We start from the raw sequence: 16,943 nt of genomic DNA on the forward strand, positions 1-16,943 counted from the left end.
TCGCCGACAGTGCGTCCTTGTGGGCCTCGATCTTCGCGTACAGGTCCGCGTGGTCGATCGTGCCGTCGGCGGCGGTGGCCACGACCACGACCTTCATCCCCGCGAGCACCGCGGACGCGGCGTTGGTGCCGTGCGCCGAGGCCGGGATCAGGCAGACATTGCGCTGGCCCTCGCCGCGGGAGCGGTGGTAGCCACGGATCGCGAGCAGGCCGGCGAGCTCGCCCTGGGACCCGGCGTTGGGCTGGATGGACACCTGGTCATAACCGGTGATCTCGGCCAGGTCAGCCTCCAGGCCCGCGATCAGTTCACGCCAGCCCTCAGTCTGCGAATCCGGGGCGAACGGGTGGATCGAGGCGAACTCCGGCCAGGAAATGGCCTCCATCTCGGCCGTGGCGTTCAGCTTCATGGTGCACGAGCCCAACGGAATCATGGTCCGGTCCAGCGCCAGGTCACGGTCAGAGAGCTTGCGGATGTAGCGCAGCAGCTGGGTCTCCGACCGGTGGGTGTTGAACACCGGATGCTGCAGGAAGTCCGAGGTGCGCTCAACCGCGGGGTCCAGTGCGAATGACCCCGTTGATCCCACTGCCTCCCCGCCGAAGACGGAGACGACGTCGGCGATGGTCGCCGTCGTGGTGGTTTCGTCCACGGAGATGCCCACGGTGTCGGCGTCGATGCCGCGGAGGTTGATGCCCTTCTCCTCCGCAGCGGCAACGATGCCCGCCGCGTTGCCGGGTACGCGGACAGTGACGGTGTCGAAGAAGGAGGTGTGCAGGACATCGAGTCCCGCGGCTTTCAGTGAAGCTGCCAGCGTGCGGGCATGGCGGTTGGTGGTCTGGGCAATCGCTTTCAGGCCCTCGGGGCCGTGGTAGACGGCGTACATGGACGCGACGATCGCCAGCAGTGCCTGCGCGGTGCAGATGTTGGACGTGGCCTTCTCGCGGCGGATGTGCTGCTCGCGGGTCTGCAGCGCCAGGCGGTAGGCGGGGACACCGGCGTCGTCCTTGGACACACCGACAAGGCGGCCGGGCATGGAACGCTCCAGGCCTTTTTGGACGGCGATGTAGGCCGCGTGCGGGCCGCCGAAGAACAGCGGGACACCAAAACGCTGGGCGGAACCAACGGCGATATCCGCACCCTGCTCGCCCGGAGGCGTGATCAGGGTCAGGGCGAGCAGGTCGGCAGCGACGGTGACCAGCGCGCCGCGTTCCTTCGCCTCGGCGATCACGCCGGACTGGTCCCACACCCGGCCGGACGCGCCGGGCTGCTGGAGGACAATGCCGTTGATGGCACCGTCCGGCAGGCCTGCGGAAAGATCGGCTATCTCCACGTCGAAGCCCAGCGCCTCGGCACGGCCCTTGACGATGGCGATGGTCTGCGGCATGCAGTCGGCGTCGAGGACGGTCTTGCCGTCCTTGGCATCCTTGTTCTTGTTGGCGCGCCTCATCATGAGCACTGCCTCGGCCACCGCGGTGGCTTCATCGAGCAGCGAGGCGTTGGCAATGGGCAGCCCCACCAGGTCCTGGACCATGGTCTGGAAGTTCAGCAGCGCTTCGAGCCGGCCCTGCGAAATCTCAGGCTGGTACGGGGTGTAGGCGGTGTACCAGGCCGGGGATTCCAGGATGTTGCGGCGGATCACCGGTGGCGTCACGGTGTCGTAATAGCCCTGGCCGATCATCTGGACCGCGGTCTTGTTCTTCGCGGCAAGCTTGCGCAGTTCTGCGAGCGCTTCAACCTCGCTCAACGCCGGCGACAGCGTCAGCGGGGTGTCCTGCCGGATGTCCTTGGGAACCGCCTTGTCCACGAGCGCATCCACGCTGTCATAGCCGACGGCCTTGAGCATGGTGTCAACGTCGGCCTGGCGGCGCGCGCCGATATGCCGGTCAACAAAGGTGGCGGAAACCGGGGAAGCAGTCACAGGAACTCCATAATTCAGGCGGCGCAGGGTACGCCGCAGCGATTCGGGTTCCTCCCCGCTCTGTATTGGACCTGAGAGTTTCCGCGTTGCCAGCTTGCGCGTGGCCCCGCTTGCACCGTCGGTGAACACAACAGCCCAAGGCTCCCGCTCAACGGGTTACCCAGGCGGACTGCCTGCTGCTTTCCAGAGGTGCCTCGCCGCGGCGGTACATGGGCCTGTGAGATTCCTGGGGAGGGTTTGCTCCTACGGCGCCTGCTGTACTTTCGGCAGAACTCTCCCGCCGCAGATCAAAGGCTATTTATTTGGATTGTCGCGGGAAGCCGCCGGCGGCTCCCACAGCGCTTAATTGTCCTACGCCGCAGCGGCTGGGGCAAATGGCCGGCTACCGCCGTAGGCGCTCCAGGGCTGCCAGCAATTCGTCCACATCGGCGGCCGCGCCGCCCGGCGGTACCGGCCCCACAGACAGCATGGCGTTGAAGTAGAGCCCGTCCCCCATGTACAGCACTGCTTTGGCAAGCGCCGGGCCCACGTCGGCCGCGATCTCGTCGAGCCAGCGCTGCTGGATCGCTGCGAACCGGCGGCGCGTTTCCTCGTGCGCCACCTCCGCCAGGCGGGTTGCGGCGACGATCGCCCGGTCCAGCGGAGTATCCGCCCAGACGGAAGACCGGACGAAGTAGGCCGCAGCCCCTTCCCCGGCAGCTGCCATGGCATCGGCGTCGGCTCCTGCCAGCCCGTCAAGCCGGTCCAGCAGCACCTGGATCAGGGCTTCCTTGTTGGGGAAGTGGTACAGAAGCCCGCCTTTGGACACTCCGGCCTTCGCCGCAACGGCATCCAGGGTTGCCGCGCGCTCACCCACCTCAATCAGGAGGGCTTCAAAGGCGTCAAGGACCGCTTCACGGGCTACGGGCTTTCGGGGCATGCGTCTAATCATGCCTTTTGCGGCGGCAGCCTCTCCAACCCGGCCTAGTTTCGTAACTGTACCGTCTGGACGGTATAGTTATTTCATGACAACTTCCGCTGCCACCACCAGGACCCCGACGGCCCCCGTCGGCGGCCCGGCCGTCCGGGCGCCGTGGCGGGACTGGCTCGCCCTGGGCTTACTGATGTTCCCGGTCCTGCTGGTTGCCGTGGACAACACCGCCCTCACCTTTGCCCTGCCCGCCATCACCCGCGCCCTGGAACCCACCGGCGTCCAGCTCCTGTGGATCGTGGACGCCTACCCCCTGGTGCTCGCCGGCCTGCTGGTGTCCATGGGCAGCCTCGGCGACCGCATTGGGCGGCGGAAGCTGCTGGTCATCGGGAGCATCGGCTTTGCCGCCCTGTCCGCGGCCACGGCTTTCGCCCCAAGCCCCGCCTGGCTGATCGCCGGCCGTGCCGCCCTGGGGTTCTTTGGGGCGATGCTGATGCCGTCCACGCTCTCCCTGATCCGCAACATCTTTCCGCAGCCCAGCCGCCGCAGGCTGGCGGTAGCCATCTGGGCAGCCGGGTTCTCCGGCGGGGCGGCCCTGGGACCGATTTTTGGCGGCTGGCTGGTGGAGCAGTTCTGGTGGGGCGCGGTGTTCCTGGTGGCCGTGCCGCTCATGCTGCCCCTCCTGGCCTTCGGCCCAACCTTCATCCCGGAGTCGAAGGACCCCGCCCCGGGCCGCGTGGACGTACCCAGCATCCTGCTGTCCCTGCTGGTGATGGTCCCCCTGGTCTACGGCATCAAGGAACTGGCCACGGAAGGCACCGGCCCGGCAGCCCTCGCCGGCATCGCCTTCGGCCTGGCCATGGGTGCAGTCTTCGTGCGCCGGCAGCTGCGGCTGGCGAATCCGCTGCTGGATATGTCCCTGTTCCGGAACAGGGTGTTCAGCATGGCCATTACGGCCAACGTCCTGGCCCTGTTTTCCTTCAACGGCTTCATCCTCTTCCTGGCGCAGCACCTGCAGCTGCTCGAGGGCATGTCCCCTTCGGCAGCGGGCATGGCAATGATCCCGGCCCTTGTGGCCACGGTGGTGGCAGGGCTGGCCGTGGTGCCGCTGGTGCGGCGCGTGCGGCCGGGGTTCGTGGTGGCCGCCGGGCTGGCCTTCAGCGCCACGGGCTACAGCGTGGTCACCTTCGGGAACCACGACGGCGGCCCCTCGCTTCTGCTGGCCGCCCTGCTGGTCCTTGCCCTGGGCGTGGGTACGGCCGAGACTATTTCAAACGACCTGATCCTGGGGGCAGCGCCGCCGGAGAAGTCCGGTGCCGCCGCCGCCATTTCTGAGACCGGCTACGAAATTGGTGCCCTCCTGGGCACCACAGTGCTGGGCTCGATCCTGACGGCTTCCTACCAGCACAACCTCCGGCTGCCGGCCGCGTTGGCGGAGTCGGCATCCGAGGGCGCCATCCACAACGCGGGCGAAACCCTCGCCGGCGCCATGGATGTGGCTGCCGCCCTGCCGGCACCCCTGGCTGACGCGGTGCGGCATGCTGCGGCGGCAGCCTTCGATTCCGGCGTCCACGTCACCGCGGCAATCGGGCTGGTACTGATGGCTGGGGCGGCAGTCCTCGCCGCCGTCGTACTTCGCAAAGTCCCAACAGCCACCTAAGCGGCAGTGTCACGCCACAGCAAAAGCGCCCGGCGCCGGAGATGAACCTCCGACGCGGGGCGCTTGCTGCGTGCCGGCGTTCCCCGCCGGCGGGCTACTTGGAATCCGGGGCGGTTACGCTGGCCGTGGGCTTCATGGTTTCGGCGTTCACCATCCAGGAGAACTGCTCCAGTTTGAGGATGAACTCGTGCAGCAGGTCCGCGCTGGTGGGGTCTTCCTCGTCCACCTCGTCATGGACCTTGCGCATGGTGCCCACGGCCGCCTCGAGGGCGGCCACGATCCGTTCGATCGCATCCTTGGTGCTGATCAGGCCCTCGGGGAACGGCGCCAGGCTGGTGGACCCGGACACAGTGGAGCTGCGGCCGTCCGGAAGTGCATGCAGGGCGCGCATGCGCTCGGCCGTGTCATCGGCAAACTGCCGCGCGGCATCAACAATCTCATCAAGCTGCAGGTGGAGGTCCCGGAAGTTGGTGCCCACGATGTTCCAGTGCGCCTGCTTGCCCTGGATGTGCAGTTCAATCAGGTCGGTGAGCACGGCCTGCAGGTTGTTGGTCAGGGTCGGTGAAGCTTTCATCAGTCCTCCTCGAGTGGTCCAGTACGTGCGACGCTACCAGCCCCGCGAAAGGCCTGAAGCGCCCGGACAAGAATTTCTCAGTGAGCTTACTAACCGGAGTGGCGCCGATCATAAACGAATGTGATTCATATTGCCCCTTGCGCTCCGGCCTTCCCGCCCCCATACTAAATGAACGTCATTCATATAGTGATCGTGATCATAGAGTCTTCAGAAAGTGGTGCCATGACAGAGACGCTCCGCACCAGTACGTCGTCAGCCGGCTCCGGCAACCAACCCTCGGGCAGCGGCGGAATCAGCGCCAAAGGACTGAAGGGCGGGCAGCTGGGCCTCCTCGCCGTCGTCGTCCTTGGTATTTCCACCATTGCCCCCGCCTACACCCTCACCAGTGCACTGGGCCCCACCGTCAATGAAGTCGGACTCCAGCTGCCTGTCATCTTCCTGATCGGGTTCATCCCCATGATCCTGGTCTCGCTCGCCTACCGGGAACTCAACGCCGATTCCCCGGACAGCGGTACCACCTTCACCTGGGTTACCAAGGCCTTCGGCCCCTGGGTGGGCTGGATGGGCGGCTGGGGCCTGCTCGCCGCCAACATCATCGTCCTGTCCAACCTCGCGGGCGTGGCCGTCGATTTCTTCTACCTTTTCCTGTCCCAGCTCACAGGCTCCGCCGAGCTTGCGGACCTAGCGGACAACAAGGCAATCAACGTCCTGACCTGCTTCGTGTTCGTGGCCCTGGCCGTCTGGGTCAGCTACCGCGGCCTGCACGCCACCAAGCTGGTGCAGTACGGCCTGGTGGGGTTCCAGCTGCTGGTCCTTGGACTGTTCGTGGCCATGGCGTTCGCCAACTGGTCCGCTTCCGAAACGGCCATCCCCTTCAGCTGGGAGTGGTTCGACATCACCAAAGTCGAAACCTTCAGCCAGATAGCCGCCGGGATCTCACTGTCCATCTTCGTGTACTGGGGATGGGACGTCTGCCTGACGCTTAACGAGGAAACGGCCAACGGCAAGAAGACAGCCGGTGTGGCCGGTACCCTGACCGCCATCATTGTCCTTGCCATCTACCTCCTGGTCAGCATCGCCACCATGATGTTCGCCGGACTCGGCGATACGGGCAACGGGCTCAACAATGAGGACAACCACGAGAACATCTTCACAGCCCTCGCCTCCCCCATCATGGGCCCGTTCGCCATCCTGATGTCCCTTGCCGTGCTGTCCAGCTCAGCCGCCTCCCTGCAGTCCACGTTCATGTCCCCCGCGCGCGGCCTGCTGGCCATGGGGCACTACGGCGCCCTGCCGGAGCGGTTCGGCAAGGTCAGCAGGAAGTTCGCGACGCCGGGCTTCGCCACCGTCATTGCAGGCCTCGTTTCTGCCGGGTTCTACGCCGTCATGCATGTGGTCAGCGAGAACGTCCTGAACGACACCATCGTGTCGCTGGGCCTGATGATCTGCTTCTACTACGGCCTGACAGCGCTGGCCTGCGCCTGGTACTTCCGGCACAGCGTCTTCAGCAGCGCCCGCAACTTCATCCTGCGGCTGCTGTGCCCGGTGCTTGGCGGGGTGGGCCTGTTCGTGGTGTTCTTCCAGACCGCCGTGGACAGCCTCGCGCCCGAGTTCGGCAGCGGTTCGGAGGTCTTCGGCGTTGGCCTGGTCTTCGTGCTGGGCGTCGGGATCCTGGCCATGGGCGCGGTGTTCATGCTGGTAATGGCCAAGGTGCGGCCCGGCTTCTTCCGCGGCGAAACCCTGAAGCAGGACACCCCTGCCCTGGTGGTCCCCGAGTAGGAATTTGCAGTCCGCACGTAAAAGGTGCCGTGCCCCCGGATCCGGGGGTACGGCACCTTTTTGCCTTACGACGGCGGACGCGTCACCAGAAGTGCGCCACATCAACCACCAGGCGGGAGCCGGAACCAGGGCCGTCCAAGGTGAACACCCGGAACGGAAGGCGGGCACGAACGCCGAGGCCGATGTTGGTGTACCCCTCGTAGCTGCCGGCCCAGGCCACCTGGCGGAAGGTCTGGTAGTTGGCAACATTCGAGAGTTCCGCCTGGTTGCCCGGGTTATACGTGGGCTGCCCGGTTTGCGGATCGTAGGCGGGGGCATTCACCCTGACCTGCAGCCGGGCGCCACCCCGGACAGGGACGGTGAAGCCGGAACCGTCCTGGACCACCTGCGGAACGTAGCTCACGCTGTAGCCCGTTGCAGGGCCGTTGAGGTCCACCACCATCCGGTCGAAGCAGTAGTGCTGCCCGGTCCGGACGTTGGTGACTGATGCTTTGCTGAACGTGTCGTCAGCTTTGGACAGGGACCCCCAGACCAGTCCGCAATACGAGGTGGTTGCCGAGGCGGGCCCCGGAACCAGGATTCCCAGGCCGACGGCCATAAGGATAGCCGTGAGCCAAATGGAGAGTTTTTTCATTGTGGAGCCACCCAAGGAAGGAGCGATTGGATAGCTCAAGACTAGGAGCCTCATGCACGCGAAACGAGGCTTGTGGCCGCTTCGGCGCGCAACCGTTAGTCTGCCGCGGCCAGCATTAAGGGGCCATAAAAAAGGCGCTGATTCCTGGCCTTTCTTGACCCTTCCGCTGCCGTTTCTGCATCATCCCGTTACCGGCGGTAACGGCCGCCGGACTGCTGCAGAACGGGGGTCAGCCTTCGCACTCGATGCAGTACTTCATGCCGTTCTTTTCCAGCGCCACCTGTGACCTGTGGCGGACCAGGAAGCACGATGAACAGGTGAATTCGTCCTGCTGCTCGGGAACAACAATGACGGTCAGTTCCTCGTTTGACAGGTCGGCGCCGGGCAGGTCGATACCTTCGGCGGTGTCGTTCTCATCGATGTCAATGACCGCGGTCTGCGCATTGCCGCCACGTGACGCCTGGAGGGCCTCAAGCGAGTCAGCCGGAGACTCTTCTTCCTGCTTGCGTGGAGCATCGTAATCGGTAGCCATAGCCTGTTCACTTTCGTTGCTGCGCAGCGCCATTTCCGGCACCTCAGTGAAGCAGTTTAGGGCATGATCCCGTCACCGGCGCAATAGTGTGTTCCACCGGACAATCACGCGGCGCCTGCCGCGGATTCCCCGTGCAGGGCGCGGGCTTGGCCGACGTTTCCCGCCCGTCTCGCAGCCGTTAACCCGTGGCGGTTTGCCGGGCGCGGTCCTACGCTGAAAGCGCGCCCGGCCCCAGCAGCCGGAGCACCGCGTGAAGGAGGCACCATGGCAGCGAAGCTTAACCGGACGGCACTTGAGCAGGCGCGCAGGCTGATCAAGGAAGGAAAGGTCCAACGGGATATCCGGGATGACTGGAGCGAGCATGCCCCGTCCACGGACCAGGAAAACTCGTTCATCGACAAGCACGGCTTCAAGGACTTCGCAGCGTGGCACCTGGGCCGGGATGACGAAAAGACGGAGGGCACCAAGGGCAGCGTCAGCTTTCCGTACGGGGACTTCAGCAAGGTGCACCGGTGCGCGGTCATCTCGCTCGAGGGAAGGGCTGCCCAGTACGGCCACGACGACATCCGGGACGCGGCACGCAAGCTGCTTGAACTGATGGACGGGGACTGAGGCTGCGGCGGCTACGGTCCGGACTGCCTGCGGTTTACGGCTAGGGTGCTGCGGTGAGGTCCGACGCCGTGTCCGCCTGCGAGCGCTGCCGGCGGCTGAGCAGGATGAACGGCGCGGCCAGCAGTTGCACCACGCCGCTGACAGCCAGTGATGCCGGATAGCCGTAGAGGTCCGCACTCCGGCCGAGCAGGGGTTGCACCACCACGCCGCCGCTGGAGCCCATCAGGGAATCGAAGCTGAGGACGGTTGCGCGCTGCTTCGACGCAATCATGTCGTTCAGGTACGCCTGGCGCACCGGCGTGCCTGCCGCGCCCACCACTGCCCACAGGGCCAGCAGGACCAGGGCCAGCCAGAACGCCGTGGTGAACAGCAGCACCACCAGGATCAAGGAGCTGACCACGTTGCTCACGATCAGAACGGTGGTGCGCCTGCGGACCCGTTTCCGGACGCGGGGCGCCATCCATCCGCCCACGATGTCCGCTCCCGCCACGATGGCAGCCGCCAGCCCCGCAACGGCGTAGGCCCGGGGGTCCCCGAACAGCTGGAGCAGGTAGGGCTGCAGGGCATAGAAGACATAGAAGCCAACGCCCTCGGTGAACGGGGCTGCCAGCATGATGTACCGCACCGGCGGGTGCTTGAAACCGCCGTCGATCGAAGCTTTCAGGACCGATCGGGTCGCCCGCAGTGGGTGCGGCGACCGCTCCGGGGTGAAGCCGACATCGTGCATGAGCAGGAACGCCACGCCAAACATGGCCACCAGGACGCCCACGCGGATCAGGAACGGCACACCCAGGTCGGTGGCCTGGGCGATCACGCCGCCTGCCACGGAACCGCCCAGCATGGCCACCCCGGACACCATCTGCCCCCGCCCGAGCACCGCTTCCAGCCCGCCGTCGTAGCCGGAAAAATGCAGGGCGTCCACCAGCCAGGCTTCCACTGCGCCGGAAAAGAAGGTGAACCCGAGGCCCAGCAGCACGGAGACAACAGCCCACCACCAGAACGGGGCTGACCACTGCCAGAGCAGGTAGTACAGGAATGTGGATGAAGCCAGGGTGATGGTGCCGAGCAGGAATGACACCCGCCGGCCCCAGCTGTCCGCGACGACGCCCGTAGGCACCTCGAAGAGCACCATGCCGGCCGTGAAAAAGGCGTTGGCGGCAAAGGCTTCGAGGTTGCTGAGTCCGGCGTCGAGCAGGAAGAGGGTGTTAATCCCCCAGATGAAGGACGTTGCAAGGGTGTTGCCCAGTGTCAGCGTCAGGTAGACCCGCTGGATCTTCCGTGCGGCCGCGTTCATCGGGGGAAAGGCTTAGGAGGGGCTGAAGCTGGCGGGCACAGGGTCGTGCCGCAGGTAGCGGCGGGTGAACCGGCCGGTTCCGGCGGTCAGGGCCCTGAGTTCGACGGCGTAGCGCAGCAGTTCCTGGTCCGGCACTTCTGCGCTGATTTCGGTCAGCCCGTCCCCGGTGGAGGTGGTTCCGGTAAGCCTTCCGCGCCGGCCGGACAGATCGCTCATGACGGAACCGACGTGCTCGTCCGAAACGGTGATACCCACGGATGACACCGGCTCCAGGAGCTGGATTCTTCCCGCTGCAGCAGCCTCCCTCAACGCCAGTGCGCCGGCGGCCTGGAAGGCGGCGTCCGAGGAGTCGACGCTGTGCGCCTTGCCGCCCACCAGCGTCACCCGTACATCCACCACCGGGAACCCTGCCGATACCCCCTTCTCCATCTGCGCGCGGACACCCTTCTCCACGGACGGGATGAAGGTCCCGGGGATCACTCCGCCAACCGTCTTGTCCAGGAACTCGAAGCCCCCGCCGCGGTCGAGCGGTTCCACCTCAATGTCGCAGACGGCATATTGCCCGTGGCCGCCTGACTGCTTCACATGGCGGCCATGCCCGGCCGAGGGGGCCGCGAAGGTTTCCCGAAGCGGGGTCACCACGTCCACCGTATGCAGCTTCACGCCCTGCTCGCGAAGCCGGTCCAGCACCACCTCGGCGTGCGCTTCGCCCATCACCCACAGGACCAGCTGGTGTGTTTCGGCGTTCCGTTCCACCCGGAGGGTGGGGTCCCCGGCCGCGATCTTGCCCAAACTTCGTGCCAGCGCATCCTCGTCGCTGCGGGAGTCCGGTTCCACCGCCACTGGAAGCAGCGGCTCCGGCATTTCCCAGGTTGCGAGGATCAGGGGCTTGTCCCGGGAGGAAATGGTGTCCCCCGTTTCAGCGCTCCCCAATTTGGCCAGCGCGCACATGTCCCCGGCCACGCAGTACGGCACCGGCCGCAGGGTTGCCCCGAGCGGCGAGTAGATGTGGGTGACGCGCTCGTCGGTGTCGTGGTCCTGGTGGCCGCGGTCCGCGAGCCCGTGCCCGCCAACATGCACCGGCGAGTCTTCACGCAGCGTCCCGGAAAAGACCCGGACAAGGCAGATCCGTCCGAGGAACGGGTCGATGGATGTCCGGACCACCTCTGCGGCCAGCGGTCCGGCGGGGTCGCAGGCCAGCGACCCCTCCGGTTGCCCCGCCAGGTCGGTCACCCCTGGCAGGCCGCGCTCCGTGGGCGGCGGGAACGCGCGGACCAGCACTTCCAGCAGTTCTGCGGTGCCCAGGCCCGTCAGCGCCGACGCTGGAAGGACCGGAAAGAACGAACTCCGGGCAACAGCGGTTTCCAGGTCGTCGATCAAAACCCCGGTGTCGATGTCCTCACCGCCCAGGTAGCGGTCCATCAGGGTCTCATCCTCGCTCTCGGCGATGATCCCCTCGATCAGCTCGCCCCTGGCTGCCTCGACGCCTGCCAGTTCGCCCGCGTCCGCCTCACGGGAGCCGGGAGTCTCCCCCGCCGAATAATCGGTGACGGTCCGGGACAAAAGCCCCAGGAGCCCGGTGACGTCCCCGCCCGTCCGGACCGGGACGTAGAGCGGAAGGACGCCCTCCCCGAACGCCTTCCGGCACTCGGCGAGCGCGCCGTCGTAATCAGCGCGCGGGTGGTCCGTCCGGGTAATCACGACGGCGCGTGGCAGCCTCGCCTGCTCACACTCCGCCCACAGGGCAGTGGTGGTGGCGTCGATCCCGTCGACGGCCGAAACGACGAAGAGGGCAGCATCCGCGGCACGCAGCCCGGCGCGCATCTCGCCGATGAAGTCCGGGTAGCCGGGAGTGTCCAGCAGGTTGACCTTGATGCCGTCCACCAGCAGGGGCACCAGCGAGAGCGTGACGGAGCGCTGCTGGTGGACAGCGGCAGGATCGGAATCACTCACCGTTGTTCCGTCGGCGATGGACCCTTTCCGCGTGATGACGCCGTTGGCGGCGAGCAATGCTTCAATGAGCATCGTTTTGCCCGCACCCGAATGGCCGACCAGTGCGATGTTGCGGATTCTGGCCGGCTCCTCGGCGGCAATTCCGGCAGACCCGTCTGAGCGGCGTGCTTCCGGGCCGGTCCGGCCGCCAGATGTCCTCGCTGTGTCCTTCGTGCCTTTGACCGACATGGGATCCTCCTGGCGTCTTTGCCCTGCAACCCGTCCTAACGTGTCCTCTGATTCGACACCCTGGGACGCGTTACGGCAAGAGTGCCAGCGCTCCGGAACCTGCGATGTGCCCTGTCACGGCAGGCGCGCAGAGAGGCTACTGCCTGGCCTTCCGGGTGGCTGCGTCATTGGCCTTCTGGAGTGCCTTGACCAGTTCGCCCTTGTCCATCTTTGAACGGCCCTTGACATCCAGCTTCTTGGCGAGCTGGAGCAAGTGCTCCTTGGAAGCATTGGCATCCACTCCCCCGGCGGTGGGCTTGGAGGATTTGACGCCCTCCTCGGCCCGCTTGTCGGACGGGCCCTTCTTGCCCTTGGGTTCCCAGTGGTCCCCCACCTTCTCGTAGCTGTGCTTAAGGGATGCGTAGGCGGCGCGGGCGGCGCGGCTCTCATCGTTGCTGTAGGACTCCAACGCGGAATCATAGGTCTTGGCGAACGTGTCCTGGGCCTTTTGCTCCGAGCGCTGCAGCGTTGACGGAAGTTCGTCCTTGCGTGCGTGATCGTTTTTCCCGGTCTTGGGCATGGCACCCATCCTCCTTTTATCAGCAGGCTGATTATTTGAAGATGACACCAGCTTAAACCCGTCCGGGAGCATGCCCCCAACTTTTCCAGGAACCCTTGCCATCCAGATACTAAGCATGCTTATGGTATGGGGCACTGGTTGTCCACCGGGTCCATGGGCGGACGGCCACAGCGCTCCGGGAGTTACTGCGACCCATGGAACGAAGGGCCGTTGAACCCGATGAACTGCAGCACTCAGTATCAGAGCAATAGTGAGGAAACGGCCCCATGTACCTGCACACCCAACTCCTGATCAATGAAATCGCCGCCGATGAGCCGGACCCCGCCGCAGCCAACGCCCTCCAGGAGGGCCTTGGCGGGCAGTTCGGCGAGATGCGCACCATGATGCAGTACCTGTTCCAGAGCATGAATTTCCGCGGGGACGCGACGGCAAAGCCCTACAAGGACCTCCTCCAGGGCGTCGGAACCGAGGAGATCAGCCATGTCGAACTAATAGGAACCACCATCTCGCAGCTGCTGGACGGTTCCCCCAGATACCAGGGCAAGAAGACCGACCCCGTGGATGAGCCGGGGGCGAAGGGAGCCACGCCGCTGAAGATTGCCCTCGACACAGGCAACATCCACCACTACCTCGTGGGAGCACAGGGTGCGCTGCCGGTTGACTCCGTCGGAAACCCCTGGAGCGGTTCCTACGTGTACAACAGCGGAAACCTGGTCCTGGACCTGCTGTACAACCTGATGCTTGAATCCACCGGCCGACTACAGAAGTGCCGGATCTACGAAATGACGGACAACAAGACCGCCCGTTCCACCATCGCCTACCTCATCGTCCGGGACCAGGCACACGAGAACGCGTTCGCCAAGGCGCTCGAAAGCCTTGGCGTGAACTGGGGCAAGGTCCTGCCCATTCCAAAGACGAAGGCTGAACAATTCCCGGAAGTGAAGAAGCTGCTGGACCAGGGACTCCAGAGCATCCAGTACACGTTCAGTGCGGACAACCTCAGCGAGGCCGGCAAGCTCTTCCGGGGCGCTTCCCCGTCCAACGACGGAACGGAACTGAGGACCGATGTCATGCCCGAGGGTGTCCCGATGACCATTTCGCCTGAGCGCCGGGAGGAATTCTCCCCCGGGCTGGATCCCGAACTCCTGGCACTGATCCAGGCGACAGCCGAGGTGGAGCTGCAGGAGGCTGACAGCCCCCGGGTATCCGGCAGCTAGGACCAGGCCACGCGGCGGGTTCTTCTGGAGCCCCCTGTCGGATTCGAACCGACGACCCCCGCTTTACAAGAGCGGTGCTCTGGCCAACTGAGCTAAGGAGGCGTGCCCTCGCGGGCGGGCGCCGTGACGGCGCTAGATAAGGTTAGCCCAACTCCCGCCGGTGGTAAAAACGCCGGCGGCGAGGCAGGGCATACCGGAATGGGACAGCAAGGGGCCCGGTCCCGGAACAGTTTGACGTTCCGGGAACGGGCCCCTTGTGGCAGCAGTCGGGCCGGGGCTAGGCCTTCGCGTCGACCGCGGCCTGGATGTCGGCATTCAGGTCGGTGGTGCCGTCCCACTGCTTGCCGTCAATGAAGATGGTGGGGGTGCCGGTGATGCCGGTGTTGGACGCCAGCTGCGTGGAGTACTTCACGTAGGGGCGGAAAGTCTTGTCGTCCACGCAGCTGTTGATGTCCGCACCGATCTCGCTGGCGAGGGACTTGAGTTTGTCGTCCGAGAGGCCCGCTCCGCCTTCGGCAGGCTGGTTCGTGAACAGGACGTCGACGTATTCGGCGTACTTGTCCGGCGCCTGGTCAGCTACGCAGGCGGCGGCGTTGGCTGCGCGGGACGAGTAGTTGGTGCTGGACTGGCGGTCCAGGAAGCCCAGCGGCCGGTATTCAAGGGAGATCTTGCCCTCGTTGCGGAGCCCGGTGAGCGCGTCGTTGTAGGTGTCCTCGAAGCGCTTGCAGACGGGGCAGATGAAGTCGATGTAGGCCACGATCTTCACCGGCTGGCCTTCCTCGGCCTCGGCGCCCGGGGCAACCACCGGGTTGGGCAGGGCGTCGGGTTTGGCCGGAAGGTTGGCAATGTCCACCGTGGCCGAATCCGTGGCCCTTACCTCGGTGTTGGCCAGCAGCGTTACACCGCCGTTGACGTTGCCGTTGGCGGGCACCGGGCCCTGGTCCGCGATGGGCGTGTTCTGCCGGATGCTGGTGGTAACCACCAGGGCCACGACCGCAAGGATGGCCACCACCGCCGCGACGATGCCCCAGCCGATCAGCAGCTTGTTGCGCTTGTCCTTCTTGACCTGGGCTTCCCGGATCAGGCGCGCTTTCTCGCGCGCCTCCGCGGTTCGCTCAGCCTTGGACTTGCGTACTTCGTTTGCAGGGCTCATGAGTTCCTTGGGTCGATCGACGTAGGGGGTCCACTTCGTGGCACACCCCCATTTTAGGGGAGAAACCTGAGAGCTTGCCCCTTCAAGTATTTATCGGGCTTGACCAACGGACGAATAGCACCGATGATTCCGTCCCGTTAGGGTGGGGAAAGAGGCACAAGCAACCCCAGGGGGCCGCAATGCAAACACCCATCCAGGAAAAACCCGCCGCTACAGCTGCAGCCGGCGCCGCCGGCAGCAGCCATGGCGGCGAGACCAAATACGACTTCATGGTGGTCTCCAACAGGCTGCCCGTCGACCGCTGCGCACCCGGCGAAAGCGGGGATGACGGCTCGGGCTGGCGCCGCTCGCCGGGCGGCCTCGTCACCGCGCTGGCCCCGATGATGACCAAGACCGACGGCGCATGGGTGGGCTGGCACGGAGCCCCCGACGAAACGGTAGAGCCTTTCAGCCACGGCGGCATGGACCTGGTGCCCGTCCAGCTCAGTACCGATGACGTGGAGCTGTACTACGAGGGCTTCTCCAACGCCACCCTCTGGCCGCTCTACCACGACGTCATCGCCCCGCCGGAATTCCACCGCACGTGGTGGGACACCTACCGGAAGGTCAACCAGAGGTTCGCCGACGCCGTCGCCCGCCACGCGGACAAGGGCGCCACGGTGTGGGTGCAGGACTACCAGCTGCAGCTGGTCCCCCGGATGCTGCGCCGGGCCCGCCCGGACCTGCGGATCGGGTTCTTCAACCACATCCCCTTCCCGCCACCGGAGATTTTCGCGCAGCTGCCCTGGCGGCACGCAATCATTGATGGGCTCCTCGGCGCCGACCTGGTGGGCTTCCAGCGGGTAAGCGACGCAGGGAATTTCATGCGCTCGGCACGGCGGTTCCTGGGTGCCAGCGTCAAGCAGCAGCAGGTGCATGTCAAAGGCCAGGACGGCCAAATCACCCACATTGCCAGGGCGCAGGCTTTTCCCATCTCCATTGACGTCCAACAAATCAGCGAACTTGCCGCCAGGCCGGAGATCATTGAGCGGGCACGGCAGATCCGCCAGGACCTGGGAAATCCCAAGACCATCCTGCTCGGCGTGGACCGGTTGGACTACACCAAGGGCATCCGGCACCGGCTTAAGGCATTCGAGGAGCTCCTGGCCGACGGCAAGCTCAAGGTGGGCGACGCGACCCTGATCCAGGTGGCCTCCCCCAGCCGTGAGCGCGTGGAACAGTACCGCCTCCTGCGCGAAGAGGTGGAGGGCACGGTGGGACACATCAACGGCACCTACGACACCATCGAAAACACCGCCGTCCGCTACCTGCACCACAGCTACCCGGTAGAGGAAATGGTGGCCCTGTACCTGGCCGCCGACGTCATGCTGGTCACCGCCTTGCGGGACGGCATGAACCTCGTGGCCAAGGAATATGTCACCGCGCGGACCAACAACGACGGCGCCCTGGTCCTCAGTGAATTTGCCGGTGCCGCCGACCAGCTCAAGCAGGCCCTGCTAATGAACCCGCACGATATCGACGGCCTCAAGAGCACCATCATGCGTGCCGTTGAACTGCCTCCCCGCGATGCTGCCAGGAGGATGCGCGCCATGCGGAAGCAGATTCTTGAACACGACGTGGATGCCTGGTCCGCCGATTTCCTCCGGGCCCTGAATGAAAAGGTGGTCCGGGATGACTCCTGACGGCCGCACCGGAACTTTCCTGGCGCTGTCCCCGGAGCTCCGCCAGGCCGTCCGGCGCGTGGCCGGCACCGAACATCTGCTGGTGGCCATGGACTTCGACGGGACCATGGCGCCCATAGTGGCGCACGCCGATGACGCGCGCCCCCTGCACGTTGCCATCCGCTGGAAGCCGGGTGGCTGGGGGCGCGGTCGGATCCCCGTCTGGGGGCCTGCCGCAACTGCCGACCGGATGGCTACGGCC

14 protein-coding genes, 1 tRNA gene, 1 pseudogene and 1 riboswitch are annotated in these 16,943 nt (G+C 65.5%); of the genes and pseudogenes, 6 read left to right on the forward strand and 10 right to left on the reverse strand.

Annotated elements, in window-relative coordinates; all coding sequences use genetic code 11:
* Positions 1-1,915: aminomethyl-transferring glycine dehydrogenase (locus AC5RT3_RS20010; protein ID WP_494125054.1), on the reverse strand; the 1,915-nt coding region annotated here is incomplete at its 3' end.
* A gap of 193 nt (positions 1,916-2,108) precedes the next feature.
* A riboswitch (glycine riboswitch) is annotated at positions 2,109-2,205 on the reverse strand.
* Between the two features lie 92 nt (positions 2,206-2,297).
* Entirely contained in the window at positions 2,298-2,834 is a 537-nt protein-coding gene (locus tag AC5RT3_RS20015) for a TetR/AcrR family transcriptional regulator (protein WP_494125055.1), read from the reverse strand.
* Between the two features lie 85 nt (positions 2,835-2,919).
* Here AC5RT3_RS20015 and AC5RT3_RS20020 point away from each other — a divergent pair, with 85 nt between their 5' ends.
* Positions 2,920-4,485 carry an MFS transporter gene (locus tag AC5RT3_RS20020; protein WP_494053720.1) on the forward strand — a complete coding sequence of 522 codons (1,566 nt, stop codon included), beginning with the start codon at positions 2,920-2,922 and terminating at the stop codon, positions 4,483-4,485.
* A 94-nt stretch (positions 4,486-4,579) separates the two neighbouring features.
* Here the strand turns inward: AC5RT3_RS20020 and AC5RT3_RS20025 are convergent, their stop codons facing one another.
* The gene (locus AC5RT3_RS20025) at positions 4,580-5,059 is read right to left on the reverse strand and encodes a Dps family protein (protein ID WP_494053719.1); all 480 of its coding nucleotides are present in this window, start codon (positions 5,057-5,059) and stop codon (positions 4,580-4,582) included.
* Between the two features lie 222 nt (positions 5,060-5,281).
* Between AC5RT3_RS20025 and AC5RT3_RS20030 the strand changes: the two genes are divergently transcribed.
* Complete coding sequence (locus tag AC5RT3_RS20030; RefSeq protein WP_494053718.1) at positions 5,282-6,838, forward strand: APC family permease; 1,557 nt, start codon at positions 5,282-5,284, stop codon at positions 6,836-6,838.
* An 82-nt stretch (positions 6,839-6,920) separates the two neighbouring features.
* Here the strand turns inward: AC5RT3_RS20030 and AC5RT3_RS20035 are convergent, their stop codons facing one another.
* Positions 6,921-7,472: an AMIN-like domain-containing (lipo)protein gene (locus AC5RT3_RS20035; protein WP_494053717.1), complete on the reverse strand. Its 552-nt coding sequence runs from the start codon at positions 7,470-7,472 to the stop codon at positions 6,921-6,923.
* Positions 7,473-7,701: 229 nt separating this feature from the next.
* A complete protein-coding gene (locus tag AC5RT3_RS20040) occupies positions 7,702-8,004 on the reverse strand; it encodes a DUF4193 domain-containing protein (RefSeq protein WP_494053724.1) in 303 nt (100 codons plus the stop codon).
* 264 nt (positions 8,005-8,268) lie between these two features.
* Here AC5RT3_RS20040 and AC5RT3_RS20045 point away from each other — a divergent pair, with 264 nt between their 5' ends.
* On the forward strand, positions 8,269-8,616 hold the full coding sequence (locus tag AC5RT3_RS20045) for a hypothetical protein (RefSeq protein WP_494012232.1): 348 nt from the start codon (positions 8,269-8,271) through the stop codon (positions 8,614-8,616).
* A gap of 40 nt (positions 8,617-8,656) precedes the next feature.
* Here the strand turns inward: AC5RT3_RS20045 and AC5RT3_RS20050 are convergent, their stop codons facing one another.
* The 3 genes from AC5RT3_RS20050 to AC5RT3_RS20060 all read right to left on the reverse strand — a co-directional run bounded on the left by AC5RT3_RS20050 (position 8,657) and on the right by AC5RT3_RS20060 (position 12,650).
* A complete protein-coding gene (locus tag AC5RT3_RS20050; RefSeq protein ID WP_494053716.1) occupies positions 8,657-9,910 on the reverse strand; it encodes an MFS transporter in 1,254 nt (417 codons plus the stop codon).
* Positions 9,911-9,922: 12 nt separating this feature from the next.
* Complete coding sequence (locus AC5RT3_RS20055; RefSeq protein WP_494125056.1) at positions 9,923-12,091, reverse strand: elongation factor G-like protein EF-G2; 2,169 nt, start codon at positions 12,089-12,091, stop codon at positions 9,923-9,925.
* A gap of 136 nt (positions 12,092-12,227) precedes the next feature.
* Positions 12,228-12,650 carry a ChaB family protein gene (locus tag AC5RT3_RS20060; protein ID WP_494053714.1) on the reverse strand — a complete coding sequence of 141 codons (423 nt, stop codon included), beginning with the start codon at positions 12,648-12,650 and terminating at the stop codon, positions 12,228-12,230.
* Positions 12,651-12,916: 266 nt separating this feature from the next.
* On the opposite strand from AC5RT3_RS20060, the gene AC5RT3_RS20065 reads away from it, so the two are divergent.
* Positions 12,917-13,867, forward strand: a complete 951-nt coding sequence (locus AC5RT3_RS20065) for a manganese catalase family protein (protein ID WP_494125057.1) — start codon at positions 12,917-12,919, stop codon at positions 13,865-13,867.
* 25 nt (positions 13,868-13,892) lie between these two features.
* On the opposite strand, the gene AC5RT3_RS20070 is transcribed toward AC5RT3_RS20065, so the two are convergent.
* Positions 13,893-13,969, reverse strand: a tRNA-Thr gene (locus tag AC5RT3_RS20070).
* A 175-nt stretch (positions 13,970-14,144) separates the two neighbouring features.
* Complete coding sequence (locus tag AC5RT3_RS20075) at positions 14,145-15,020, reverse strand: DsbA family protein (protein ID WP_494053712.1); 876 nt, start codon at positions 15,018-15,020, stop codon at positions 14,145-14,147.
* 179 nt (positions 15,021-15,199) lie between these two features.
* Here AC5RT3_RS20075 and AC5RT3_RS20080 point away from each other — a divergent pair, with 179 nt between their 5' ends.
* Together AC5RT3_RS20080 and AC5RT3_RS20085 are read left to right on the forward strand one after the other, a co-directional pair.
* Entirely contained in the window at positions 15,200-16,702 is a 1,503-nt protein-coding gene (locus AC5RT3_RS20080; RefSeq protein WP_494053711.1) for an alpha,alpha-trehalose-phosphate synthase (UDP-forming), read from the forward strand.
* Positions 16,692-16,943 (forward strand): annotated as a pseudogene (locus tag AC5RT3_RS20085) (hypothetical protein); the annotation flags it as partial. The gene AC5RT3_RS20080 and the pseudogene AC5RT3_RS20085, both read left to right, overlap by 11 nt.

It is taken from the genome of Arthrobacter sp. Y3221159 (assembly GCF_059089885.1).

Excerpts from the sequence above, each read along its gene's own strand:
- AC5RT3_RS20015 (WP_494125055.1), bottom strand. The coding sequence starts at position 2,834 with ATGCCCCGAAAGCCCGTAGCCCGTGAAGCGGTCCTTGACGCCTTTGAA.
- AC5RT3_RS20020 (WP_494053720.1), top strand. The coding sequence starts at position 2,920 with ATGACAACTTCCGCTGCCACCACCAGGACCCCGACGGCCCCCGTCGGC.
- AC5RT3_RS20025 (WP_494053719.1), bottom strand. The coding sequence starts at position 5,059 with ATGAAAGCTTCACCGACCCTGACCAACAACCTGCAGGCCGTGCTCACC.
- AC5RT3_RS20030 (WP_494053718.1), top strand. The coding sequence starts at position 5,282 with ATGACAGAGACGCTCCGCACCAGTACGTCGTCAGCCGGCTCCGGCAAC.
- AC5RT3_RS20035 (WP_494053717.1), bottom strand. The coding sequence starts at position 7,472 with ATGAAAAAACTCTCCATTTGGCTCACGGCTATCCTTATGGCCGTCGGC.
- AC5RT3_RS20040 (WP_494053724.1), bottom strand. The coding sequence starts at position 8,004 with ATGGCTACCGATTACGATGCTCCACGCAAGCAGGAAGAAGAGTCTCCG.
- AC5RT3_RS20045 (WP_494012232.1), top strand. The coding sequence starts at position 8,269 with ATGGCAGCGAAGCTTAACCGGACGGCACTTGAGCAGGCGCGCAGGCTG.
- AC5RT3_RS20050 (WP_494053716.1), bottom strand. The coding sequence starts at position 9,910 with ATGAACGCGGCCGCACGGAAGATCCAGCGGGTCTACCTGACGCTGACA.
- AC5RT3_RS20055 (WP_494125056.1), bottom strand. The coding sequence starts at position 12,091 with ATGTCGGTCAAAGGCACGAAGGACACAGCGAGGACATCTGGCGGCCGG.
- AC5RT3_RS20060 (WP_494053714.1), bottom strand. The coding sequence starts at position 12,650 with ATGCCCAAGACCGGGAAAAACGATCACGCACGCAAGGACGAACTTCCG.
- AC5RT3_RS20065 (WP_494125057.1), top strand. The coding sequence starts at position 12,917 with ATGTACCTGCACACCCAACTCCTGATCAATGAAATCGCCGCCGATGAG.
- AC5RT3_RS20075 (WP_494053712.1), bottom strand. The coding sequence starts at position 15,020 with ATGAGCCCTGCAAACGAAGTACGCAAGTCCAAGGCTGAGCGAACCGCG.
- AC5RT3_RS20080 (WP_494053711.1), top strand. The coding sequence starts at position 15,200 with ATGCAAACACCCATCCAGGAAAAACCCGCCGCTACAGCTGCAGCCGGC.